Raw genomic sequence first — 24,468 nt, 5'->3', positions numbered from 1 at the left:
TATGCGACGACAGGCCGGATTCACCCTGATCGAGCTGCTGGTAGTCATGGCGATCATCGCCAGCCTGCTGACCATCGCCGTGCCGCGCTATTTCTCCAGCCTCGAGTACTCCAGGGAAACCACCCTCAAGCAGAGCCTGGCGGTGATGCGCGATGCCCTGGACCAGTACTACGGCGACACCGGCAGCTATCCGGAGAGCCTGGAGACGCTGGTGGAGCAGCGCTACCTGCGCAGCCTGCCGGTGGACCCGATCACCGAGCGCAGCGACCTGTGGGTGTTGCTGCCTCCGCCCGAGGGCATTCCCGGCGGCGTCGCCGACGTCAGGAGCGGCGCGGATGGGCGGGGGAAGGACGGCAGCCTGTATGCCGAGTGGTGAGGCGATGCGCGGGCAGCGGGGCTTCACCTATCTGGGTGTGCTGTTTCTCGTCGCGCTGATGGGCGGCGCGCTGGCTGCGGCCGGCCAGCTCTGGTCCACCGCCAGCCAGCGCGACCGGGAACGCGACCTGCTGTGGATCGGCAACCAGTACGCCATGGCGCTGCGCAGCTACCACCGCAACTCGCCGGGCATCGCCCAGTATCCGCAGAGCCTCGAGGAGCTGCTGGAGGACCGCCGGCAGATCAAGCGCCAGCGCCACCTGCGCCGGCTCTATGCCGACCCCGTCACCGGCAGCCGCGAGTGGGGGCTGATCCGCTCGAGCGACGGGCGCATCGCCGGGGTGTACAGCCTGTCCGAGCGGCGCCCGCTGAAGAGCGCGAACTTTCCGCCGGGGTGGGAGAGTTTCGAGGGGACGACCCGCTATGCCGACTGGCAGTTCGTCGCCGAGCCGTTCTTCCGCCAGGAATAGGGGCCCGGAAAGCAGAACGCCCCGGCGAGGCGGGGCGTTCTGCATCAAGGGTGAGCCCTGGCTCAGCCCTGCCAGCGCTTGAACACCAGGGTGGCGTTGGTGCCACCGAAGCCGAAGCTGTTGCTCATCACGGTGTTCAGGGTGACGTTCTCGCGGGTCTTCTGCACGATCGGCAGATCGGCGACTTCCGGATCCAGTTCCTCGATGTTGGCCGAGCCGGCAATGAAGTTGCCTTCCATCATCAGCAGGCTGTAGATCGCTTCCTGTACGCCGGCGGCACCCAGCGAGTGGCCGGACAGGCTCTTGGTCGAGCTGATCGCCGGGGCCTTGTCGCCGAACACGGTGCGCACGGCCTTGGCTTCGGCCACGTCGCCGACCGGGGTTGAGGTGCCGTGGGTGTTCAGGTAGTCGATCGGGGTGTCGACCGTGGACAAAGCCAGCTGCATGCAGCGCACCGCGCCTTCGCCGCTCGGGGCGACCATGTCGTAGCCGTCGGAGGTGGCACCGTAGCCGATGATTTCGGCATAGATCTTCGCGCCGCGCTTGAGGGCGTGTTCCAGCTCCTCGACCACCACCATGCCGCCGCCGCCGGCGATGACGAAGCCGTCACGCTTGGCGTCGTAGGCGCGCGAGGCCTTTTCCGGGGTGTCGTTGTACTGGGTGGACAGGGCGCCCATGGCGTCGAACAGGAAGCTCTGGCTCCAGTGTTCCTCTTCGCCGCCGCCGGCGAAGACCATGTCCTGCTTGCCCATCAGGATCTGCTCCATGGCGCTGCCGATGCAGTGGGCGCTGGTGGCGCAGGCCGAGGAGATGGAGTAGTTCACGCCCTTGATCTTGAAGGGGGTGGCCAGGCAGGCGGAGACGGTGCTGCCCATGGTGCGCGGCACGCGGTACGGGCCGACGCGCTTGACGCCCTTCTCGCGCAGGATGTCCATGGCCTCCATCTGGTTGAAGGTGGAGGCACCGCCGGAGCCGGCGATCAGGCCGACGCGCGGGTTGGAGATCTCTTCCGCGCTCAGGCCGGCATCCTTGATCGCCTGTTCCATGGACAGGTAGGCGAAGGCGGCGGCGTCACCCATGAAGCGGTAGACCTTGCGGTCGATCAGCGCTTCCAGGTCCAGGTCGATGGAACCGGATACCTGGCTGCGCAGGCCCATTTCGGCGTAGGAGGGGTTGTGGCGAATCCCTGGCCGGCCGGCACGCAGGTTGGCGGATACGGTGTCCTTGTCATTGCCCAGGCAGGATACGATGCCGAGGCCAGTGATCACGACGCGACGCATGTGGGTGTCCTTCAGAAGCTGTCGGTAGAGGTGAACAGGCCGACGCGCAGGCCTTCGGCACTGTAGATCTCGCGGCCATCGACGCTGACGGTGCCGTCGGCGATGCCGAGGATCAGCGAGCGGCTGATGGTGCGCTTGATGTGGATGTTGTAGGTGAGTTTCTTCGCCGTCGGCAGCACCTGGCCGAAGAATTTGACTTCGCCCGAGCCCAGGGCCCGGCCGCGGCCCGGATTGCCCTGCCAGCCCAGGTAGAAGCCGACCAGCTGCCACATGGCGTCGAGGCCCAGGCAGCCCGGCATGACCGGATCCCCTTCGAAGTGGCAGGCGAAGAACCACAGGTCCGGGTTGATGTCCAGTTCGGCGACCATTTCGCCCTTGCCGTACTTGCCGCCGGTGTCGCTGATATGCGTGATGCGATCAACCATCAACATATTGGGGGCGGGCAGTTGCGCATTACCCGGACCGAACAGCTCGCCGCGAGCGCAGCGCAGCAGGTCTTCCCGGGTATAGGCGTGTTGTTTGGTCATGCAAATTCCTCAATGGTCCGTTCGTGACGGCGGACGAAGCGTCTGGTGGCCACAGGCAATGGGGGTATGATCCGGCAGCCTAGTCATAGACTGTTGCCTGGTGTTGAAAGTCACAGTGCCGAGCACTGTCATCCCGGCCATGGCGTTACCGCCGGCTGTCCAATGCATGGGAGCGGAATGACGAAGGTCGGCCGTAATTGCCTAGTTTACCACTTGTTGGGGGGAGGAAGGGCCGTCGGCGGACCCTGGGGAGCTTGCCTGCGTTTCAAAATGCTTACGTCAGTGCCGCTCCCCGTGCAAGGGATAACCGATGACTGGTCGCGACGGCCCCACCCCGTATAATGCCGACCGATTGCCGTATGGAGGAACGAGATGATTGCAAGACAACCCATCGCGGTGCTCGGCGGCGGCAGCTTCGGCACGGCGCTCGCCAACCTGCTGGCGGAGAACGGCCAGGCCGTGCGGCTGTGGATGCGCGATCCGGAGCAGGCCGAGGCGATCCGCACGCAGCGGGAGAATCCGCGCTACCTGAAGGGCGTCAAGGTACTGCCCGGCGTCGAGCCGGTCATCGATCTCGCCGCCACGGTTGCCGGCAGCGAGCTGATCTTCGTCGTGCTGCCCTCCAGCGCCCTGCGCCAGGCGCTGCAGCCGGTGTCCGCGCTGCTGGCCGGGAAGATGCTGGTCAGCACCACCAAGGGAATCGAGGCGCAGAGCTTCAAGCTGATGAGCCAGATCATCGAGGAGATCGCTCCTGCGGCGCGCATCGGCGTGCTTTCCGGGCCGAACCTGGCGCGGGAGATCGCCGAGCATGCGCTGACCGCCACGGTCATCGCCAGCGAGGACGAGGCACTGTGCCGGGCGGTGCAGGCCGTGCTGCACGGGCGCACCTTCCGCGTTTACGCCAGCGGCGACCGCTTCGGCGCCGAGCTCGGCGGGGCGCTGAAGAACGTCTACGCGATCATGGCCGGCATGGCCGCCGCGCTGGGCATGGGCGAGAACACCAAGAGCATGCTGATCACCCGCGCCCTCGCCGAGATGACGCGCTTCGCCGCACGGCTCGGCGCCAACCCCATGACTTTCCTCGGCCTGGCCGGGGTTGGCGACCTGATCGTCACCTGCACTTCGCCGAAGAGCCGCAACTATCAGGTGGGTTATGCCCTCGGCCAGGGCCTCAGTCTGGAGGAGGCGGTGGCGCGTCTCGGCGAGGTGGCCGAAGGGGTCAACACCCTGCGGGTGCTCAAGGCCAAGGCCGAGGAGCTCGGCGTCTACATGCCTCTGGTCGCCGGCCTCCACGCCATCCTGTTCGAAGGGCGCACCCTGGCCCAGGTCATCGAGGCACTGATGACCGGCGAGCCGAAGACGGATGTGGACTTCATTTCCACCAGTGGCTTCTGAGCCCCCATCCCGGCCGGTGAGGAGATCTCGATGAAACTCTGGTTGTTGCGACATGGCGAGGCCGAGCCGCACGCCCGTACCGATGCCGAGCGCGAGCTGACCCGGCACGGCCGCAAGGAGGTCCATCAGGCGGCCTTGCACCTGATCGGCCGGCCCCTGCGGACGATTCTCTGCAGCCCCTATGTGCGTGCCCGGCAGACTGCCGAACTGGTGGAGGATCTGCTCGATGGCGGGCTGCACCTGCAGGTGGCCGACTGGCTGACGCCGGACGACGATCCGCGCCAGGTCCTCGACCTGCTGGCCGAGCGCAGCGAGGAGGAGCTTCTGCTGGTCAGCCACCAGCCCTTCGTCGGTGCACTGGCCGGCCTGCTGATCCATGGCCACCTGCAGGACCCGGTGCCCATGCAGACCGCCAGCCTGGCCGAGCTGGAGGGCGAGCTGCCGCTGGCCGGCGCCATGTATCTGCGTGCCCTCCATCATCCGGGGCACAAGCACCATTAGGGTCTGTTGGCGTTTTGGCGCAGGCCGCCAAAACGCCAACAGACCCTAACCACACGCGGGCCGCCGCCCCGGCCCGGCGATCCCCAAGGCCCGCCCGCGGCAGTGGCGGCATTCCCGTGCTTTACTGTTTCCGCCCCGTCGGGCGATGGCGTGCAGTCGCAGGACATGAATTGGCACGCTTGACCCAAAGCTGACACATACAGCCGCTAGGCTGGCGATTCTTGTATAAGCACCGACGTTGATAATCGCCAATCGTGCTTAGCGGTCCTATGGCGATGGGCTATAAAAATCTCACCAGAACAACAAGAGGATGAGCCAGTCGGGTTCCAGAGGCATCCTTCTCGCAGGGAGGCGAGTACCTTGGGCGCGGAAATCCCGAAGCGGTTCAATCTGATCAGATGGTTCTCCCTGGTCAGCTTTGCCGTCATCACCACGGTCGTCGTCCTGCTTGCCGTCCTTTCCACCCGTTTTCTGCTGACCGAGAGCGTTCGGCGCGATGGCCTGCTGACGGCCCAGGCGATCCGCGCGATCGCCGACATGGAGCGGCACCATGCCGAGCCTGAAGACAGCGTCTCCGGAGGGATGCCGCAGACGCACCGCTACGACAGGCTCCTCGACCATATCGCCAGCCTCCCCGAGGTGCAGCGGGTCAACCTGCACGGCCCCGACCGGACCATCCTCTGGTCGACCGATCCGCAACTGGTCGGTACCCGGGGCGCCAACCCTGGCCTCGAGGAGGCCTTCAGCTGCGGCGACACGATCACCGCCAGTCATTTCAGGGCGAGCGGCACGAACTTCCTCAGCCCGCCGGGAAGCCTCCAGGTCGAGCACTACATCCCGCTGCGGGACGAGACGGGCCGGCTGGCGTCCCTGCTGGAGATCCACAAGCAGCCGCTCGACCTGCTCGCCCAGCTGCAGCGCAGCTACCTGGTGTTCTGGCTGGCCGCCATGCTCGGCGGCCTGCTGATCTGCCTCGGGCTGTTCTGGATGATCTGGCGGCTCTCCGGCCTGCTCGCCGCCCAGCAGCGGCAGCTGGTGGCCAACGAGACGGTGGTGGCCCTGGGCGAGATGTCCAGCGCCGTGGCCCACAGCCTGCGCAACCCGCTCGCCGCGATCCGCTCCAGCGCCGAGCTGGCGCTGGACGCCGAGGACGCGCCGGTGCGCAAGAACCTCGAGGACATCATCGGCCAGGTCGACCGCCTGTCCAAGTGCGTCAGCGAGCTGCTGATCGCCTCCCGCCCGCTTAGCGGCGAGCGCGAGGCGGTGAACCCGGTCGCCGCGCTGGACGACGTGCTGCACGCCTTCGCGCACCAGCTTGGCGCCGCCAACATCCGGGTCGACTGGCCGGCGCCGCCGGCGCCGACGGTGCTCAGCCACCGGGTGCTGTTCGCCCAGGTGCTCAACAGCGTGATCGCCAACGCCATCGAGGCCATGCCGCGGGGCGGCTCGCTGCGCATCCGCATTGCCGTCGACGCCCTGGAGCGGCGCCTGCGCCTGACCATCGGCGACAGCGGCAACGGCATGACCAAGGAGCAGCTGGCGATGGCCTTCAAGGCCTTCTACACCACCAAGCGCGGCGGGCTGGGCGTGGGGCTGGTGCTGGTCAAGCGGATCATGGAGCGCTTCGGCGGCGCCGTCCGGCTGGAGAGCCGGGAAAGGGAGGGAACCGAGGTGTGTCTGGTCTTCAGGATTGCAGAGGGGGGATAGCACATGGAACACAGCATTCTGATCGTCGAGGACGACGCGACGCTAGCGGGCAACATACGCACCTATCTGGAGCGCAAACAGTACGAGGCGCGGGTCTGCGGCTCGGCCGAGGAGGCTTTGGAGGCGCTCGGCGAGCAGCGCCCCGACGTGCTGCTGACCGACCATTCGCTGCCGGGGATGAGCGGGCTGGAGCTGGTCGCCCGGGTGCGCGCCCAGGAGCCGCGCATCAAGCCGATCGTGATGACCGGCTACGGCAACGTGGAGGACGCGGTGGCGGCGATGAAGGCCGGCTCCTATCACTACCTGACCAAGCCGGTGGTGCTGGCCGAGCTCAGGCTGCTGATCGACAAGGCGCTGGAGGCGCAGCGCCTGGAGCACGCGCTGTCCTTCTACCAGGCGCGCGAGGCGCGGGAGGCGGGGCTGGAGGCGCTGATCGGCGAGTCGCCGGCGATGCACGCGCTGAAGGCGAAGGTGCGCCAGCTGCTGGAGGCGGAACGCCGGATGACCGATGCCGACCTGCCGGTGGTGCTGATCGAGGGCGAGACCGGCACCGGCAAGGAGCTGGTCGCCCGCGCCCTGCATTTCGACGGCAGCCGGCGCCACGGCCCCTTCGTCGAGGTCAACTGCGCGGCGATCCCGGCGCACCTGCTGGAGGCGGAGCTGTTCGGCCACGAGCGGGGCGCCTTCACCGACGCCAAGGAGCGGCGGGTCGGGCTGGTGGAGGCGGCGGACGGCGGCACCCTGTTCCTCGACGAGATCGGCGAGATCGAGCTGCCGCTGCAGGCCAAGCTGCTCAAGCTGCTGGAGGACCGCAGCATCCGCCGGCTGGGGGCGGTCAGGGAGCGGCGGGTGGACCTGCGCATCGTCGCCGCCACCAACTGCAACCTGGAGCGGATGGTGCAGCAGGGCCGGTTCCGCCGCGACCTGTTCTTCCGCCTGCGGATCATCGAGCTGAAGGTGCCGCCGCTGCGCGAGCGCGGCGAGGACGTGATCGCCCTGGCCGAGCACTACCTGGCGCTGCACGGGCGGCGCTACGGCAAGCCGGAGCTGGCGTTCGGCGCGGAGGCGCGGGCGCTGCTCAGGCGCTACAGCTGGCCGGGCAACGTGCGCGAGCTGCGCAACATGCTGGAGCAGAGCGCGCTGCTGGCGACGGGCAACCTGATCGGGCCGGCGCAGCTGGCGCTCTGTCCGGAGCTGACGGAGGGGGGCGAGGCGCGCCCGCTGCGGGAGCCGGGGGCGGCGCTGGCGGGGGAGGGAGTCAACCTGCCGGAAGTGGAGCGCGACCTGGTGCTGCGCACGCTGGACAGGACCGACTGGAACGTGACCAAGTCGGCGCGGCTGCTGGGGCTGACGCGGGACATGTTGCGCTACCGGATCGAGAAGCTGGGGCTGGCGCGGCCGGATCGTCGTCACTAGGCCCGCGGCGGGAGGCTGCTCTCCGCACGGCCTGGACGGAGCTATCTTTAGAGCTCCGCTGCTGCAGAAGGCGGCGAATGCACGCTTGCAAAGCCGCCTTGCTTGTTTCCCTGCAGGTATGGGCAAAGGCTGGCCGCCGTGCCCGCGCCTGCTCTGCACAGCCTTCGGATCCAGCGAATTTCCGGCGAGAGTTTCAGGTCGTGCGCAGGAGGCATGGGTATCTCTTCCAAAAATGGATTTTTCGATATGAGACAGCCATTTCCCGCCATCATCGATTCCGCTCCCATCAATGACCTACGCACGGCCCTGGCGCGTCTGGAGAGGGTGCCGGGCCAACTGCTGCGAACCGACCATCCGGTGGATCCCCATGCCGAGCTCGCCGGCGTCTACAAGCGCGTCGGGGCGGGGGGAACCGTCAGGCGTCCGACCCGCCTGGGGCCGGCGATGATGTTCGAGAACATCAAGGGTTATCCGGGCGCGCGGGTTCTGGTGGGGCTGATGGCCAGCCGCGAACGGGTCGCCCTGCTGCTCGACACCACGCCTGACCGGCTGGCCGAGCGCATGGGCGAGGCGATCGAGCAGGCCCTCGACCCTGTGGTCGTGACGCGGGAGCAGGCGCCCTGCCAGGAGGTGATCCACCGCGCCGAAGACCCGGAGTTCGATCTGCGCACACTGCTGCCGGCGCCGACCAACACCGACGAGGATGCCGGCCCGTTCTTCTGTCTCGGTCTGGTGCTGGGCAGCGATCCCGAGGAGGGCCACGCCGACGTCACCATCCACCGCCTGTGTGTGCAGGACCGGGACCGGCTGTCGATCTTCTTCGCGCCCGACCGCCATATCGACAAGTTCCGCCAGAAGGCCGAGGCAGCCGGCAAGCCGCTGCCGGTGACCATCAACATGGGGCTGGACCCGGCGATCCACATCGGCGCCTGCTTCGAGGCGCCGACCACGCCGCTGGGCTACGACGAGCTGAAGATTGCCGGCGGCCTGCGCGGCAGGCCGGTGGAACTGGTCGAGGCGGTCAGCATCGGGCAGAAGGCCATCGCCCGTGCCGAAGTGGTGATCGAGGGCGAGATCCTGCCCCACGAGCGCCTGCGCGAGGACATCAACACCAACAGCGGGCGCGCCATGCCGGAATTCCCCGGTTACACCGGTCCGGCCAATCCTTCGCTGCCGGTCATCCGCGTCACGGCCGTCACCATGCGCCGGCAGGCGATCCTGCAGACCCTGGTCGGCCCCGGCGAGGAACACACCAACCTGGCGGGGATTCCCACCGAGGCGAGCATCCGCGTTGCTGTGGAGCGGGCCATGCCCGGCTTTCTGAAGAACGTGTACGCACATACCGCCGGCGGCGGCAAGCTGCTCGCCGTGCTGCAGGTGGCCAAGCGCCGGCCGGGCGACGAAGGCCGCCAGCGCCAGGCCGCGCTCATCGCACTGGCGGTCTACCGCGAGCTGAAGAACGTCATCCTGGTCGACGAGGACGTCGATCCCTTCGACTCCGACGATGTGCTTTGGGCCATGCAGACGCGCTACCAGGGCGACGTGGACACCATCTTCGTGCCCGGCGTGCCCGGGCATGTGCTCGATCCGTCGCAGGTGCCGGAATACAGCCCGTCGATCCGGGCGCGCGGCCTGACCTGCAAGACCATCTTCGACTGCACGGCGCCCTGGCACCTGCGGGAGCGCTTCGAGCGGGCGAAATTCCGCGAGGTCGATCCGCATCCCTTCGCCCCCGAACTCTTTCCGCAGGCCCGCCCATGAACGCGCAACGGCTGGTCGTGGGGATCAGTGGCGCCACCGGCATCATCTATGGCATCCGCGCCCTGCAGATGCTCAGGGCGCTGGAAGTGGAAAGCCATCTGGTGGTGTCGCGCGCCGGCGAGATGACTCGCGCCTACGAAACCCGGCTCAGGCGCGAGGAGCTGTACGCGCTGGCCGATCACGTACACCCGATCGGCGATGTCGGCGCCAGCATTTCCAGCGGCTCGTTCAGGACGCTGGGCATGCTGGTGGCGCCCTGTTCGGTGCGCACCCTGGCAGAAATCGCCAGCGGTGTGACCACCACCTTGCTGACCCGCGCCGCCGACGTGGCGCTGAAGGAGCGCCGGCGCCTGGTGCTGATGGTTCGCGAGGCGCCGCTGCATGCCGGGCATATCCGCAACATGCTCGCCGTGACCGAGCTGGGCGGCATCATCCATCCGCCGGTCCCGGCCTTCTACACCGAGCCGCAGAGCATCGCCGACATCGTCGACCATTCGGTGGCCCGTGCACTCGACTGCTTCGGACTGGAGGTGCCGGGACTGCCGCGTTGGGGGGAGGACCTCGCCACGACGCCGGCGGACAGGCGCCGGAGCCTCTGATGCGCGAAGCGGGAAGGTACACGGCATTGCCGGGAATCGAGGATGCGCCCGAGGGGGCGGGCGCTCCTCGCTTGTCGTAAAACCGCCTGCATCTCCGCATGGCGAAGCCAGTTATCGGCCTATTCATTGTCCATGCAGTGAGAGCCTGTCAGTGTCGTGGCCAGCCATTCATAGTCCCGGTTCAGCCTTCGGCAGTTCTGGGTAGAAGCGTCCTGGATGATGAGGGGGTATCGAGAGTTGACTTGGGGATGGTCTGAAGTATTAATCCGGCAATACGAAAGCACAAATAAGGCTCATACCAGTATCGGCATATATCCTTGATTTTCAAGGAGAAACCAAAATACAGAAAGTGCCCTATTGTATTGCCGGATTAATAGTCATGTATTTCTGGCTGACTTCAGCCCCCCGCCGACTTTGAAAGCGGAGAATCGATCAAAAACGATCAGATCACCCGCTCGTTTCTGCGTTTTTTAGCTGCCGCGAGCACGTCGCAGCAACCGTTTCCCGCATTACAGGCGCACCTCTCCTGCATTCGCCAGTAAATATCGGCGCGCCATCCACAGATTCGACAAGGCGAACAGCGTCACCAACTGTGACGTGTTTTTGGCCAATCCCCGGAAGCGCACCTTGGTGTAGCCAAACTGGCGCTTGATCACGCGGAACGGATGTTCGACCTTGGCTCGTACCTGGGCCTTGGCCTTCTCGATCTTGCGGATCGCTTTGTATAAGGCGCTACGCTTGCCATGCTTCTTGTAGGTACTGCGCCGGGCCGCGACCTGCCAGATGACCTGCCGACCTTCATGCTCGGGGCGCTTCTCTACGCCGGTATAGCCCGCATCGGCACTCACTACGTTTTCCTCGCCATGCAGCAGTTGGTCGACTTGGGTGACATCTGCCACGTTGGCTGCCGTGACCACCACGCTGTGCACCAGACCCGACTCAGCGTCGGCACCAATGTGAGCTTTTGCGCCGAAGTAGTACTGGTTGCCCTTCTTCGTCGAGTGCATTTCCGGGTCGCGCTTGCCGTCCTTGTTCTTCGTCGAGCTCGGCGCATGGATCAGGGTGGCGTCGACAATGGTGCTCTGGCGCAGCGACAGTCCGCGCTCGCCCAGATAGCCGTTGATCACCTCCAGTATTCCCCCGGCCAGTTCGTGCTTCTCCAGCAGGCGACGGAAGTTGAGGAGGGTCGTTTCGTCCGGGATGCGCTCCAGGCTCAGGCCGGCGAACTGGCGCAGGAGAGTGGTTTCGTACAGCGCTTCCTCCATCGCCGGATCGCTGTAGCCGAACCAGTTCTGCATCAGGTGCACGCGCAGCATGGCTGCCAGCGGGTAGGCGGGCCGACCGCCTTCGCCCTTGGGATAGTAGGGCTCGATCAGGGCGATCAGCCCCTGCCACGGCACCACCTGGTCCATCTCGAGCAGGAAGCGCTCGCGGCGGGTCTGCTTGCGCTTGCCGGCATACTCGGCATCGGCGAAGGACAGTTGCTTCATCGGGAAACTCGGACAAGGGAGCGGGTGTATTTCACCAGAATCGGGAAGTCTTTTTCAGGATTTCCTTGGCTGTTTCGGGCAATGGTTATGCCGTCAATCGCATATTTGAATTGTAAGTTGCTTGATGGTGATGTGGGGCTGAGTCGGCACTTTCATTATGCCTTCTTGCTGGGTGGGAGGTAGCGGCAGCTACCTTTGGAGAGTTGCAAAATCATAGGCTGTGGGTTTGCGTGCTCATAGTCCTATAACAATTTTTTTATTTCTTCGTGCAGCTTGGTAGGGTTGAATGGCTTTATTATGATGCCCTTGGCTCCAAGGCTGCGATAGTGTTCCATTTTTTTCTGGTCCGCTCCGGCTGTCATGAAAATGACAGGCGTGCGCGTTATGTCTATCTTGTCTTTCAGTTTCTCCAAGGTTTCAAGTCCGTCCATGTCCGGCATTACAACGTCGAGCAGTATCAGGTCGGGTGAATAGTTGTTTGCTATTAATCCGGCAATACAATAGGGCACTTTCTGTATTTTGGTTTCTCCTTGAAAATCAAGGATATATGCCGATACTGGTATGAGCCTTATTTGTGCTTTCGTATTGCCGGATTAATACTTCCAGAGCTTCCTTCCCTGAGGAGGCGCATACGACTTCGAAGCCTTTTGTTTGAAGCGCAGCTCTGACAATCGCCTGGATAAGGCCGTCGTCTTCTACGTGCAGAATCCTCTTTTGTTCGCTCAACTTAAGGATGGTCTGAAGTAGTCATGTATTTCTGGCTGACTTCAGCCCCCCGCCGACTTTGAAAGCGGAGAATCGATCAAAAACGATCAGATCACCCGCTCGTTTCTGCGTTTTTTAGCTGCCGCGAGCACGTCGCAGCAACCGTTTCCCGCATTACAGGCGCACCTCTCCTGCATTCGCCAGTAAATATCGGCGCGCCATCCACAGATTCGACAAGGCGAACAGCGTCACCAACTGTGACGTGTTTTTGGCCAATCCCCGGAAGCGCACCTTGGTGTAGCCAAACTGGCGCTTGATCACGCGGAACGGATGTTCGACCTTGGCTCGTACCTGGGCCTTGGCCTTCTCGATCTTGCGGATCGCTTTGTATAAGGCGCTACGCTTGCCATGCTTCTTGTAGGTACTGCGCCGGGCCGCGACCTGCCAGATGACCTGCCGACCTTCATGCTCGGGGCGCTTCTCTACGCCGGTATAGCCCGCATCGGCACTCACTACGTTTTCCTCGCCATGCAGCAGTTGGTCGACTTGGGTGACATCTGCCACGTTGGCTGCCGTGACCACCACGCTGTGCACCAGACCCGACTCAGCGTCGGCACCAATGTGAGCTTTTGCGCCGAAGTAGTACTGGTTGCCCTTCTTCGTCGAGTGCATTTCCGGGTCGCGCTTGCCGTCCTTGTTCTTCGTCGAGCTCGGCGCATGGATCAGGGTGGCGTCGACAATGGTGCCCTGGCGCAGCGACAGTCCGCGCTCGCCCAGATAGCCGTTGATCACCTCCAGTATTCCCCCGGCCAGTTCGTGCTTCTCCAGCAGGCGACGGAAGTTGAGGAGGGTCGTTTCGTCCGGGATGCGCTCCAGGCTCAGGCCGGCGAACTGGCGCAGGAGAGTGGTTTCGTACAGCGCTTCCTCCATCGCCGGATCGCTGTAGCCGAACCAGTTCTGCATCAGGTGCACGCGCAGCATGGCTGCCAGCGGGTAGGCGGGCCGACCGCCTTCGCCCTTGGGATAGTAGGGCTCGATCAGGGCGATCAGCCCCTGCCACGGCACCACCTGGTCCATCTCGAGCAGGAAGCGCTCGCGGCGGGTCTGCTTGCGCTTGCCGGCATACTCGGCATCGGCGAAGGACAGTTGCTTCATCGGGAAACTCGGACAAGGGAGCGGGTGTATTTCACCAGAATCGGGAAGTCTTTTTCAGGATTTCCTTAAGCGCTCCTTGGCTGTTCAGACGTATAATGGGGCGATGCTTTCAATCGCTATCGCTGGCTTTTTTGCCTCCTTCCTCTCCGTGCGCCATGTGAGGCTGTATGGCTCCGATCGCAGCCTCGATCTGATCGGCACTTCTCGTCATGAGGCGCTTCAGTTCATCCAGGATCGGCTGCTCAAGAAGATCGGCTGCCGCTTGGGCATCAGCTTCCTTGAGCTGGGCCTCGAGTTCGCCGGCCCGGGCAGACAGCATGCTGGCCCCAAGGGTACCGGCAGAGCCTTTGATGGTATGCAGTATGGCAGCAGTACCCTCGACATCCCTTTCCTGGATACATGTCTCGAGCATGTTCAACGTCTTGCTCATTTGCGGACGAAAAATGCTTAGTACGCTGCGAAATAGATCGATATCGTCACCGAAGCGGCCCAGGAACGAATCGACGGATTCAATCTCGGTCGTACCGCCGGGTTCGGGGTGCCATAGCGGTGTGACGGCTCCGTGCCCAGTCAGGGTCAGGACTGCCTCCACCAGCTTTTCCAGGTTGATCGGTTTGCCCACATGACCATTCATGCCGGCTGCCAGGCAGGCGTCCTGATCGGCACCCGATACATTTGCCGTCATCGCCAGGATCGGCAATGTCTTGAAGCGGTCATCTTCACGAATGCGCCGGGTCGCTTCACGACCATCGATACCCGGCATCTGCATGTCCATGATGACCAGATCGTAAGGAGGATCGGCTGTCATGACCCGAGCGACCCCTTGTATCCCATCTTCTGCCAGTTCTACTTCTGCGCCTTCGCCGACAAGAAGTTCGGCAGCCACCTGGCGGTTGAGCTCGTTATCCTCCACCAGCAGCAGACGTATGCCAGTCAGGCGTTGTGTGCGAGCCGGCTGCGGTAACGACTCGAATGATCTCGGTGGGCCGCCCCTGAGTGCGTGCTGTACGGCATCCACCAACTGTCGCGGAGTGAAGGGCTTGGTGAGGAGGTCGCTAAACGGCGGTGCGTCATGTTTTTGCACGTCGTCAAGTACCTCCCGATCGTATGCAGTGACCATGAGCACCGTTGGTACGCGAATTTCCCCTGCCCGCTGCCGGATCGTCCGCGTCGCGCTGAGCCCATCCATACCCTGCATGCGCCAGTCCATCAACACAGCATCATAGGGCTCGCCACGCTGTCGTGCCGCATTTACCAGCTCGACCGCCAGGCTGTCATTGCCGGCATACTCGGCCTGCCAGTTCAGGGCACGTGCAGTGCGTACCGCAAGCTCGCCGGCCAGGGGGGTATCGGCGACCACCAGGACATGGGCAGGGTGGTCGCTGGCCGGGCAGAGGACTTTCGTGGAAGAGGTTTTCGGCACAGCGAAACCAACATCGAACCAGAAGCGGCTGCCTTTGCCTGGTTCGCTCCATACCTGCAGTTCTCCCCCCATCATCCGAATCAGGCGCTGGCAGATGACCAGCCCCAGGCCGGTGCCACCGAATCGGCGAGTCGTGGAGGCCTCTGCCTGGGTGAACCCCTCGAAGATATGCTCAAGTTGCTCGGTGCTGATGCCGATGCCAGTGTCGCTGACAGCAATACGCAGGCGAACGCTGTCCTGGGGGCGTTCCAGCATGGCAATGCTGACCACTACCATGCCTTCCAGAGTGAATTTCAGGGCATTGCCGGCCAGATTGATCAGCACCTGCTGGAGGCGCAGGCTGTCGCCGATCAGCTCGGTCGGCAGCGATGGGTCGAGGTCGTACAGCACTTCGACATTGTTCTGTCCCTGGTTCCCGGACAATACAACGGTCAGGTCGCGCATCAATGTCTCGAGCGCGAAGGGATGCGGATCGAGTTGCAACTTGCCGGCTTCGATCTTGGAATAGTCGAGCACCTCGTTGAGCGGGCCGAGCAGTGACTTGGCGGCTGATTGCGCCTTGCTCGCATACTCATACTGACGCGAATTCAGTCCGGTTCGCCGAAGCAATTGCAACATGCCCAATACCGCATTCAAGGGCGTGCGAATTTCATGGCTCATGTTGGCCAGGAACGACGACTTGGCCGCGCTGGCCGCGAGCGCCTGCTCCTTGGCCCGAAGCAGACTGGCCTCGAGCTCATGCTGGAGGGTGATGTCACGATTGATCCCGATGACGCGTAAAGCCCGGCCCGATCCATCACGCTCGACCTGGGCCGCGGCTTGGATGAAACGTATCTTGCCGTTGGGATGGAGGAGGCGATAAGTAACGTTGTAATGGCCGTAGCCTTCGATCAGGGCTCGGAGGGCGATTTCGGCACTTTCGATATCGTCGGGATGTACGCGGGAACGCCAATGCTCGTAGCTGACGCCGCTTTTTTGTAGTGCCGGAGGTTGGGCATATAGTTCGAATAGACGCTCATTCCACTGCAGTGAGTTACTAATCTTTTAAAAAGTAATGTCATACTGCTGTATATCGGCAGTCCGGGTGGCGGAAAAACGATTTCACCAACTCCGGCAACTTCTGGATTCTGCGCAGCGCGCCCAGGGCCAACTTCTTCATCTCCTCCCGGTTCTGCACAAGACGCCTGGACACACTGCGCTTGACGTGCCCCCAGACCTGCTCGTCCGGGTTCAGCTGTGGCGAGTACGGCGGCAGATAGAAGAGTTTCAGGCGCCCCGCTTGTTCTTCGACGAACGCCCTGACCAGCCGGGCCTTGTGCACCGGATGGCCATCGATGATCACGAAGACCGGCTGCTCGGCACCGATCAGCAGGCGCTTGAGAAACTCGCGGAACACGCTGGCCGTCACCGTCCCGTCGTGCAGCATGAAGCGGAACTCGCCGCGCGTCCCGACCGCCGACAGCATGTTCACCGAGAAGCGTCGGCCGGTCACCTCGACCACCGGCGTTTCCCCCTGCGGTGCCCAGGTCGTGCCGGCATGGTAGTCGGAGCGCAGGCCCGACTCGTCCGCGAAGTAGATCCTTGCCCCCGCTGCACGGGCCTCGGCCCGAATCGCCGGGTAGGTCTCGTTTTCCCACTGGCGCACCAACGCCGCATCCTGCTGCCAGGCGCGATACAAGGGTTTTTGCGCGGTGAAGCCGAGCAGCTTCATGACTCGGCTCACGGCGGACAGTGACAGCGTCTTGCCGAACTGGCGGCGGATCAGTTCGGCAATCAGCGACAGGGTCCACAGGCCGAATTCGAAGCGGTATTGCAGCGGCGAGTGATCCCGAACGGCCTGTGCCAGCCAGCGCATTTCCTCGGCACCGATCCTGGGGGGACGTCCGGGAACCGGCTTGGCGAGCAGGGCGTTCTGTCCGCCATTGGCAAAGTCGGACAGCCAGCGAAAGACGCTGCGGATATTGACGCCGAAGGCGGCCGCCACGCTTTGGACGGTCTGCCCTTCGCGAACGGCCTTGATCGCCTGTTGGCGCATGACCTGGAGGGAGTGGTGGTCGATTGCCCGACCATCGGAGTTTCGTTTGCATTTCATGGGGGTATTGTCTCTCAATATGACAATACTTTCGATAGGCTTAGTATCGGCAAGGGTCCAGGTCCAGATGCCCAGTTCGGCTACTTCGGAGGCCATCAGCAACTGGTCGCGTGCTGCCATCAGCTCGCGTTGTTGCCGTTGCTGCTCGGTAATATCGATCACGATACCGACAAACATGAGTTCGCCGGCAGCCTGCATGACGCCGATATAGAGCTGCATGGGAAACACCGAACCATCCTTGCGTTGCCCAAGGGCCTCCAGGGCTTTCCCGATCACTCGCCGACTTTCTTTATGCCGATAACGCTCCATGTAGGTATCGTATCGGCCGTGATATGGTTCAGGCATGAACATCTTGACATTTTGTCCGATCACTTCTTCCGGACGGTAGCCGAATGTCCGTTCGCCGGCAGGATTGAACGAGCGGACTATGCCATGGGCATCGATGGTGATAATGGGGCTGATCGCCGTGTCGAGTATTGCCTGCGTGGTTGCCAGACTGGTGGCCAGCCTCTGCTCTGCAGCCTTGCGTTCGGTAATATCCACCGCAATACCGAGGTAGCCGCTGGTTCGACCATCCTCATCGCGTATGGCTGTGATTACCAGGCTGATCGGAAAACGCGTGCCGTCTTTGCGTACATATGTCCATTCGCGTGTTTCCGCTCCCTCGATTTCTGCCTTGTGCACGAAAGCCCGAAAACCCTCTATGGGCTTGCCGAATTGTTCGGTCAGCTCCGCAGCACGGGCATCCACTTCGCCTTTGTCGTGAATTCGCATGGGGCTGCATCGTCCCACCATCTCGTCGGCACGGTAACCCAGCAGGCGCTCGGCGCCGTGGTTGAATACACGGATCACTCCGAGCTCGTCGGTAGCGATGATGGAAACTTCGGAGGCGGATTGCAGCACAGAGTTCAAGAGCAAGTTGAGCTGGTGCAATTCGGCTGTGCGTTGTGCCACCTGAACTTCCAGGGTGGAGTTAAGTTCGAGGATCCGGGCCTCGGCAGCTTTCTGGGCGGAAATGTCCCGTATGGTCTCCGATGCACCTGTTACCAGTTGGTCGTTTGCTCGGATAGGGGAAATAGTGACGGATACATCGATTGGATGGCCGTCACGACAACGGTAGCGGGTTTCGAAAGATCTTATCTGCTCTCCCCGGCGAATGCGCGCCAGGATATTTTCCTCTTCGACCTGTAGTAGCACAGGTTTCACCAGGTCGTTGAAGCGTTGCCCCAGAGCCTCGTTCGCAGCGTAGCCGAACAGTTGCCTGGCGCCCTGATTCCAACTCGTGATCATTCCCTCCAGGCTTATACCGATAATGGCATCAGCCGAACTTTCGACAATGGCTGCCAGCCGAGCCTGTTCGGCCAGAAACATCTGCCGGCGCTCACGGTTGATACCCAACAGGCCGGCCAGTCCCGCTGCCAGCAGGCTGATCAGCACACCGAGCAGCGCAGCCAGAGCAGGCGACGGCAGGTGCAGTCTCTGTATGAACAGTGGATGCACTGAGAGCTCCATCTGCCAACGCCGACCAAACAACTCGCGTTGTAAGCGCTTCGTGAAGAGTTCGGGCAACCGATCACCGTTGGAGTCGTAGAAATGCTCAATCTTTTCTGCGTCGGTAACGTCGAACAGGCGCAGGTGGAATTGAGTCTTATCGAGAGGCAGGGTGGCCAGGACATCCGACATCAGTAGCGGCGCGTAGCTCCAGCCGAGCAGAGCCGCCTCGCGCGCTTCGACAGTGCCTGGCGTGCGTATCGTCCGGTAGATCGGCATCAGAATCAGAAACGACTGCTGGGGCTTGCTGCTGGCTTGGACCAGGGTGATGGGGCCAGTCAGGCGTACCTCGCCTGAGCGCATGGCTGCTTCGGCTGCCTCGCGCCGATTGCTTTCCGAAGCGATATCCAGTCCTATCGCAGAGGCATTGTGCTCGACGGGCTCGATATATTGGATCACGTAGCGATCGCCGGCATGGGAGGCAAGCTGGCGTATGGAAAAATCGGCCTTGCCGTCGGCCCGGGCCTGTTCCAGAAAGTGCGCTTCGTCGGCCTTCGCTATCCGGCGAATGAAACCAAAGCCGCGTGCACCGGGAAACTCCTTATCGAGATCGCGGGTCTGGCTATAACGCAGAAACTGCTCGCGGCTGGGTGTCCCGCCAGCGGTGATGACCGCACCGCTGGCACCGCGAAGTCCATATTGGTATACTAATTTTATCGAAAGTATTGTCATATTGAGGGATAATACTCCGATGAAATGCAAACGAAACTCCGACGGTCGAGCAATCGACCACCATTCCCTTCAGGTCATGCGTCAGCAGGTGATCAAGGCCGTTCGCGAAGGGCAGACCGTCCAAAGCGTGGCGGCCGCTTTCGGCGTCAATATCCGCAGCGTCTTTCGCTGGCTGTCCGACTTCGCCAATGGCGGACAGAACGCCCTGCTCGCCAAGCCGGTTCCCGGACGTCCCCCCAGGATCAGTGCCGAGGAAATGCGCTGGCTGGCACAGGCCGTTCGGGACCACTCGCCGCTGCAATACCGTTTCGAGTTCGGCCTGTGGACCTTGTCGCTGATCGCCGAATTGATCCGCCGCCAGTTCGGCAAGACGCTGTCGCTGTCCGCCGTGAGCCGGATCATGAAGCTGCTCGGCTTCACCGCGCAGAAACCCTTGCATCGCGCCTGGCAGCAGGATGCGGCGCTGGTGCGCCAGTGGGAAAACGAGACCTGGCCGGCGATTCGGGCCGAGGCCCGTGCAGCGGGGGCAAGGATCTACTTCGCGGACGAGTCGGGCCTGCGCTCCGACTACCATGCCGGCACGACCTGGGCACCGCAGGGGGAAACGCCGGTGGTCGAGGTGACCGGCCGACGCTTCTCGGTGAACCTGCTGTCGGCGGTCGGGACGCGCGGCGAGTTCCGCTTCATGCTGCACGACGGGACGGTGACGGCCAGCGTGTTCCGCGAGTTTCTCAAGCGCCTGCTGATCGGTGCCGAGCAGCCGGTCTTCGTGATCGTCGATGGCCATCCGGTGCACAAGGCCCGGCTGGTCAGGGCGTTCGTCGAAGAACAGGCGGGGCGCCTGAAACTCTTCTATCTGCCGCCGTACTCGCCGCAGTTGAACCCGGACGAGCAGGTCTGGGGGCACGTCAAGCGCAGTGTGTCCAGGCGTCTTGTGCAGAATCGGGAAGAGATGAAGAGGTTGGCACTGGGTGCGCTGCGCAGAATCCAGAAGTTACCGGAGTTGGTGAAGTCGTTTTTTCGCCACCCGGACTGCCGATATGCAGCAGCATGACATTACTTTAAAAAAGGCTAGTAAGTGCAGGTGTCCAACTATCACATCCGCTATCTGATTGGCCGTCCTCTCGACTGCTTCCAGAGCTCGTTTATCGTTGCTGCGCACCAGTTGCCAGCAGACCAGAAAACTGCACAGTAAACCGATAAGCAGGGTATAGCCCGCCCAGCTGCCTGCCCTGGAAAGCTTGAGCCTTTTCTTCATGTACACATCCAACTTCTCATGTGCGAAGCCACCTGCCTGCAAGCTTTCCAACTAGTCTGGAGATTGTGTGCTCATCTTTCCTTGGCAACTTTTTTATTCGTGCGTCTAGTGTGGTGAATCACAAGTTCGCTTCATTATTTCTTTGCAAGGCTCGAGCAGCCCTGCCGACAGAGGCCAGGATTTCACCTGCTCCCTTACGCCAGCGGAAGGGCCTTGGATTCTGGTTGTAGGTCGCCAGGTAATACTCGATGGACTGCTCGAGATCCTTCACGCTGGTATGGGCCTGGCGCTTTATCCACTTCTGGGTGAGCATCGAGAAAAAGCGCTCCACCAGATTCAGCCATGACGCAGACGTCGGGGTGAAATGCACGTGATAACGCGGGTGTGCGACAAGCCAGGCACGCACCTTGTCGGTCTTGTGCACGGCATAGTTATCCATGATCAGGTGTATGGCCTTGTCGCTCTCGACCGTTTCCTCGATGGCCCTGAGAAACTCCAGGAATTCTGCGCTGCGGTGACGGCGCTTGAGACGTCCGATCACCTCGCCGGTGGCCACATCCAGGGCGGCAAACAAGGACGTCGTGCCATGGCGCTGATAATCATGGGTACGGGTCGCCGGATACCCAGGCTCCAGCGGCAGCCCCGGCTGTGTTCGATTGAGCGCCTGGATCTGGCTTTTCTCATCGACGCACAGTACCAGCGCTTTATCCGGCGGATTCAGGTAGAGCCCTACGATATCCTGCACCTTGTCGACAAAGGCAGGATCGGTGGACAGCTTGAAGGTGTGCTCCAGGTGAGGCTTGAGCCCGAAGGCTCGCCAGATACGCTGTACGCTCGCCGGTGAAATATGGGTGGCCTTGCTCATCCGGCGCGAGCTCCAATGGCTGGCATCGTCGGGCCGGGTCTGCCGCACCCGGTCGACCACTTCCTGGACCTTTTCATCACTGATGCTGCGTGGGCGGCCTGAGCGCGGCTCGTCATTGAGGCCTTGCAGGCCCAAACGGGCGAAGCGAAGGCGCCACCTCGAAACGGTTTGCGCCGTAATGCCGAGCCGTCGAGCAATGGAAGAGCCGGACTCGCCTCGAGCGCAGGACAGAATGATCTCGGCGCGCAGCTGCATATCGGCAGGCCCGTTGTGCCTGGCTCGGCGGCGGGTGAGTTCGGCATGCTCTTGTTCGGTCAGTTCGATCCGAACGGCTGGGCGGCCTGTTTTCATCGCATGCCCTCCGAAAAAACTCTGCCAGCTCCGCGGTAGACAAGTCTTATCCTGAGTAGTTGTGATTCACCACACTAGTGTGGTGAATCACAAGTTCGCTTCATTATTTCTTTGCAAGGCTCGAGCAGCCCTGCCGACAGAGGCCAGGATTTCACCTGCTCCCTTACTCCAGCGGAAGGGCCTTGGATTCTGGTTGTAGGTCGCCAGGTAATACTCGATGGACTGCTCGAGATCCTTCACGCGGGTATGGGCCTGGCGCTTTATCCACTTCTGGGTGAGCATCGAGAAAAAGCGCTCCACCAGATTCAGCCATGACGCAGACGTCGGGGTGAAATGCACATGATGACGCGGGTGTGCGACAAGCCAGGCACGCACCTTGTCGGTCTTGTGCACGGCATAGTTATCCATGATCAGGTGTATGGCCTTGTCGCTCTCGACCGTTTCCTCGATGGCCCTGAGAAACTCCAGGAATTCTGCGCTGCGGTGACGGCGCTTGAGACGTCCGATCACCTCGCCGGTGGCCACATCCAGGGCGGCAAACAAGGACGTCGTGCCATGGCGCTGATAATCATGGGTACGGGTCGCCGGATACCCAGGCTCCAGCGGCAGCCCCGGCTGTGTTCGATTGAGCGCCTGGATCTGGCTTTTCTCATCGACGCACAGTACCAGCGCCTTATCCGGCGGATTCAGGTAGAGCCCTACGATATCCTGCACCTTGTCGACAAAGGCGGGATCGGTGGACAGCTTGAAGGTGTGCTCCAGGTGAGGCTTGAGCCCGAAGGCTCGCCAGATACGCTGTACGCTCGCCGGTGAAATATGGGTGGCCTTGCTCATCCGGCGCGAGCTCCAATGACTGGCATCGTCGGGCCTGGTCTGCCGCACCCGGTCGACCACTTCCTGGACCTTTTCATCACTGATGCTGCGTGGGCGGCCTGAGCGCGGCTCGTCATTGAGGCCTTGCAGGCCCAAACGGGCGAAGCGAAGGCGCCACCTCGAAACGGTTTGCGCCGTAATGCCGAGCCGTCGAGCAATGGAAGAGCCGGACTCGCCTCGAGCGCAGGACAGAATGATCTCGGCGCGCAGCTGCATATCGGCAGGCCCCTTGTGCCTGGCTCGGCGGCGGGTGAGTTCGGCATGCTCGTGTTCGGTCAGTTCGATCCGAACGGCTGGGCGGCCTGTTTTCATCGCATGCCCTCCGAAAAAACTCTGTCAGCTCCGCGGTAGACAAGTCTTATCCTGAGTAGTTGTGATTCACCACACTAGGCTTTCTGTAACAAAGTCGGCATTGGAAAAACTTGCTTGTCGGGATGTTCAGGTTCAGGTTCTGCAGATGTATCAGCATAGCCATGGCAGAGGCCAGCATTTCCTTGGAGTGGCTGGCTTCTAGCACACGATACTGATCTGCCGGGAATGCTTCCGCTTGTTGAACAGGCACTCGACCATGTGCGTGTGGGAGTGTTGTTCGACCCGCTTTGGCCTGCTCCCCGATTTCAGTATCGCCTTGAACTTGGGAGGGTTTCTTTTCCGAGCAGAAGGCGCAGTGAGAAAAGCCTTTTATCGGGGGAGCGGATTCTCGATTTCCTCAAGCAGGGGAAGCTGGCGTACTGCGCTATCAGCCCCGCACCCCGGGGGCAGAACGCCAAAACCTGCAAGACCAACTGGCCGAGTCGACACAGTGGCCGACTCTTTGGCTATCTTGCCGCTGGCACATTATGCTGCGGCGTGCCGGTGTGCAGGTCAATGACAAGCGCATCCATCGCCGGCACCGCGCCGCCGGGATGATGGTGGAGTGTCGTCCGGGGGCACGGTATGGCGGCCGACCGCGAGCGCCTGGGGCTGCCAACCGCAGAGCCAGGTGTGGTCGATGGATTTCGTCCTTGATGCATCCGGCCCTGGATGGCGGATCAGGATCAAATGCCTGACCGTAGCCGACGCTTTCATCAGGAAACCCGAAGAGCTGCCGGATGACCTGCTCGAGCTGATTCGGCGCACGGGCTGGTCGCGACGGGGCCAGATTGATGCTGCCGATTGCCATCGAGGCCTTGTCAGCTCAGGCCGATCAAACAGTGAACTGGCTGACAGACTCTAGGCCCCCTGACCCCAGTTCATCTCCAGGCCGCCGTCAATCACGAAGTCCTGGCCGGTGACGTAGTCGGCGTCGGGGCCGACCAGATAGACCGCCAGTTCCGCGACTTCCTCGGGGCGGCCCGGGCGATTCCAGGGGATGTTCGGCATTTCTTCCTCGCGTTTCTTCGGGTCGTCGACGCGCTGCATGGTCATCGGCGTGCGGATCAGGCCGGGAGCAATGGCGTTCACGTTGATCCGCAGCGGCGCGAGCTCGAGGGCCAGGCTGCGGGTCATCGTCAGCAGGCCGCCCTTGGCCGCACCGTAGGCCACGTTGTGCGGACTCGGGATGCTGTCGTGCACGGAGGTGATGTTCAGGATCTTGCCCTGGCCGCCGACCGCCTGTCTTCGCCGGATGAACTCCCGCGAGCAGAAGAAGGGGCCGTAGAGGTCCGTCTTGATCACCTTGTCGAAGTCCTCGGTGCTCAGTTTCGTCACCGCTCCGGTCATGCCGATGCCTGCGTTGTTCACCAGGATGTCGGGAACACCCAGTGCCTGTTCCACGGCGACGAAGAGGGTGGCGATGCTGCCTTCGTCGGTCACGTCGAGTTGCCGCACGAAGCCGCGACGACCTGCCTGCTGCACCCGTTCCAGGGTGATCTGAGCGCCCGCGCTGTCGGTGTGGTAGGTCACCGCCACATCCGCCCCCTCGCGTGCGAAGGCGGCGGCCATGGCCTGTCCGATGCCCGAGTCCGAGCCGGTGACGATTGCGATCTTGCCGCTCAGTTTGCCCATGATGGCCTCCATTGAC

19 protein-coding genes and 1 pseudogene are annotated in these 24,468 nt (G+C 62.6%); 9 read left to right on the top strand and 11 right to left on the bottom strand.

The features are described from left to right. Window position 1: 1 nt before the first annotated feature. Together GCU53_RS02630 and GCU53_RS02625 are read left to right on the top strand one after the other, a co-directional pair. Entirely contained in the window at window positions 2-376 is a 375-nt protein-coding gene (locus GCU53_RS02630; RefSeq protein ID WP_152386239.1) for a type II secretion system protein, read from the top strand. Continuing rightward, complete coding sequence (locus tag GCU53_RS02625) at window positions 363-845, top strand: type II secretion system protein (protein WP_152386238.1); 483 nt, start codon at window positions 363-365, stop codon at window positions 843-845. Before GCU53_RS02630 ends, GCU53_RS02625 begins: the two co-directional genes overlap by 14 nt. A 62-nt stretch (window positions 846-907) precedes the next feature. Here GCU53_RS02625 and fabB read toward each other — a convergent pair whose 3' ends face one another. Further along, window positions 908-2,125: a beta-ketoacyl-ACP synthase I gene (gene fabB / locus GCU53_RS02620; protein ID WP_152386237.1), complete on the bottom strand. Its 1,218-nt coding sequence runs from the start codon at window positions 2,123-2,125 to the stop codon at window positions 908-910. Between the two features lie 11 nt (window positions 2,126-2,136). Continuing rightward, entirely contained in the window at window positions 2,137-2,652 is a 516-nt protein-coding gene (gene fabA / locus GCU53_RS02615) for a 3-hydroxyacyl-[acyl-carrier-protein] dehydratase FabA (RefSeq protein ID WP_152386236.1), read from the bottom strand. A gap of 372 nt (window positions 2,653-3,024) precedes the next feature. Here fabA and GCU53_RS02605 point away from each other — a divergent pair, with 372 nt between their 5' ends. From GCU53_RS02605 to GCU53_RS02580, 6 genes are all read left to right on the top strand, one after another. Further along, complete coding sequence (locus GCU53_RS02605) at window positions 3,025-4,047, top strand: NAD(P)H-dependent glycerol-3-phosphate dehydrogenase (RefSeq protein ID WP_152386235.1); 1,023 nt, start codon at window positions 3,025-3,027, stop codon at window positions 4,045-4,047. Window positions 4,048-4,077: 30 nt separating this feature from the next. Further along, window positions 4,078-4,548, top strand: a complete 471-nt coding sequence (gene sixA, locus GCU53_RS02600; protein ID WP_152386234.1) for a phosphohistidine phosphatase SixA — start codon at window positions 4,078-4,080, stop codon at window positions 4,546-4,548. Window positions 4,549-4,908: 360 nt separating this feature from the next. Next, window positions 4,909-6,255 carry a sensor histidine kinase gene (locus GCU53_RS02595; protein ID WP_152386233.1) on the top strand — a complete coding sequence of 449 codons (1,347 nt, stop codon included), beginning with the start codon at window positions 4,909-4,911 and terminating at the stop codon, window positions 6,253-6,255. Window positions 6,256-6,258: 3 nt separating this feature from the next. Beyond that, window positions 6,259-7,671, top strand: coding sequence for a sigma-54-dependent transcriptional regulator (locus tag GCU53_RS02590; RefSeq protein WP_152386232.1), 1,413 nt, complete (start codon window positions 6,259-6,261; stop codon window positions 7,669-7,671). A gap of 246 nt (window positions 7,672-7,917) precedes the next feature. Continuing rightward, window positions 7,918-9,432, top strand: coding sequence for a UbiD family decarboxylase (locus GCU53_RS02585; RefSeq protein WP_152386231.1), 1,515 nt, complete (start codon window positions 7,918-7,920; stop codon window positions 9,430-9,432). Beyond that, entirely contained in the window at window positions 9,429-10,031 is a 603-nt protein-coding gene (locus GCU53_RS02580; protein ID WP_152386230.1) for a UbiX family flavin prenyltransferase, read from the top strand. Before GCU53_RS02585 ends, GCU53_RS02580 begins: the two co-directional genes overlap by 4 nt. Before the next feature lie 509 nt (window positions 10,032-10,540). On the opposite strand, the gene GCU53_RS02575 is transcribed toward GCU53_RS02580, so the two are convergent. The 6 genes and pseudogenes from GCU53_RS02575 to GCU53_RS25890 all read right to left on the bottom strand — a co-directional run. Then, window positions 10,541-11,521 (bottom strand): IS5 family transposase, encoded by a 981-nt coding sequence (locus GCU53_RS02575; protein ID WP_152386229.1) that lies wholly within the window; start codon window positions 11,519-11,521, stop codon window positions 10,541-10,543. 242 nt (window positions 11,522-11,763) lie between these two features. Continuing rightward, a complete protein-coding gene (locus tag GCU53_RS02570) occupies window positions 11,764-12,030 on the bottom strand; it encodes a response regulator (protein ID WP_167520023.1) in 267 nt (88 codons plus the stop codon). A 370-nt stretch (window positions 12,031-12,400) separates the two neighbouring features. Then, window positions 12,401-13,381 carry an IS5 family transposase gene (locus GCU53_RS02565; protein ID WP_152385958.1) on the bottom strand — a complete coding sequence of 327 codons (981 nt, stop codon included), beginning with the start codon at window positions 13,379-13,381 and terminating at the stop codon, window positions 12,401-12,403. A gap of 109 nt (window positions 13,382-13,490) precedes the next feature. Continuing rightward, a complete protein-coding gene (locus GCU53_RS02560) occupies window positions 13,491-15,833 on the bottom strand; it encodes a response regulator (RefSeq protein WP_280115877.1) in 2,343 nt (780 codons plus the stop codon). Between the two features lie 28 nt (window positions 15,834-15,861). Beyond that, window positions 15,862-16,896 carry an IS630 family transposase gene (locus GCU53_RS25895; RefSeq protein ID WP_152389762.1) on the bottom strand — a complete coding sequence of 345 codons (1,035 nt, stop codon included), beginning with the start codon at window positions 16,894-16,896 and terminating at the stop codon, window positions 15,862-15,864. 132 nt (window positions 16,897-17,028) lie between these two features. Continuing rightward, window positions 17,029-19,119, bottom strand: a pseudogene (locus GCU53_RS25890) (PAS domain S-box protein); the annotation flags it as partial. Window positions 19,120-19,138: 19 nt separating this feature from the next. On the opposite strand from GCU53_RS25890, the gene GCU53_RS02545 reads away from it, so the two are divergent. Beyond that, entirely contained in the window at window positions 19,139-20,173 is a 1,035-nt protein-coding gene (locus GCU53_RS02545) for an IS630 family transposase (protein WP_152386226.1), read from the top strand. 322 nt (window positions 20,174-20,495) lie between these two features. Here the strand turns inward: GCU53_RS02545 and GCU53_RS02540 are convergent, their stop codons facing one another. From GCU53_RS02540 to GCU53_RS02530, 3 genes are all read right to left on the bottom strand, one after another. Further along, window positions 20,496-21,593 carry an IS630 family transposase gene (locus GCU53_RS02540; protein ID WP_152386225.1) on the bottom strand — a complete coding sequence of 366 codons (1,098 nt, stop codon included), beginning with the start codon at window positions 21,591-21,593 and terminating at the stop codon, window positions 20,496-20,498. An 87-nt stretch (window positions 21,594-21,680) separates the two neighbouring features. After that, window positions 21,681-22,778: an IS630 family transposase gene (locus tag GCU53_RS02535; protein ID WP_152386224.1), complete on the bottom strand. Its 1,098-nt coding sequence runs from the start codon at window positions 22,776-22,778 to the stop codon at window positions 21,681-21,683. Between the two features lie 900 nt (window positions 22,779-23,678). Then, window positions 23,679-24,452, bottom strand: coding sequence for an SDR family NAD(P)-dependent oxidoreductase (locus GCU53_RS02530; RefSeq protein WP_152386223.1), 774 nt, complete (start codon window positions 24,450-24,452; stop codon window positions 23,679-23,681). Window positions 24,453-24,468 lie beyond the last annotated feature (16 nt).

Source organism: Azotobacter salinestris (assembly GCF_009363155.1).
GTDB classification, from domain to species: domain Bacteria; phylum Pseudomonadota; class Gammaproteobacteria; order Pseudomonadales; family Pseudomonadaceae; genus Azotobacter; species Azotobacter salinestris.
Note: the sequence above shows the minus strand (reverse complement) of the source record. Positions and strands in the feature narration are given on the sequence as shown.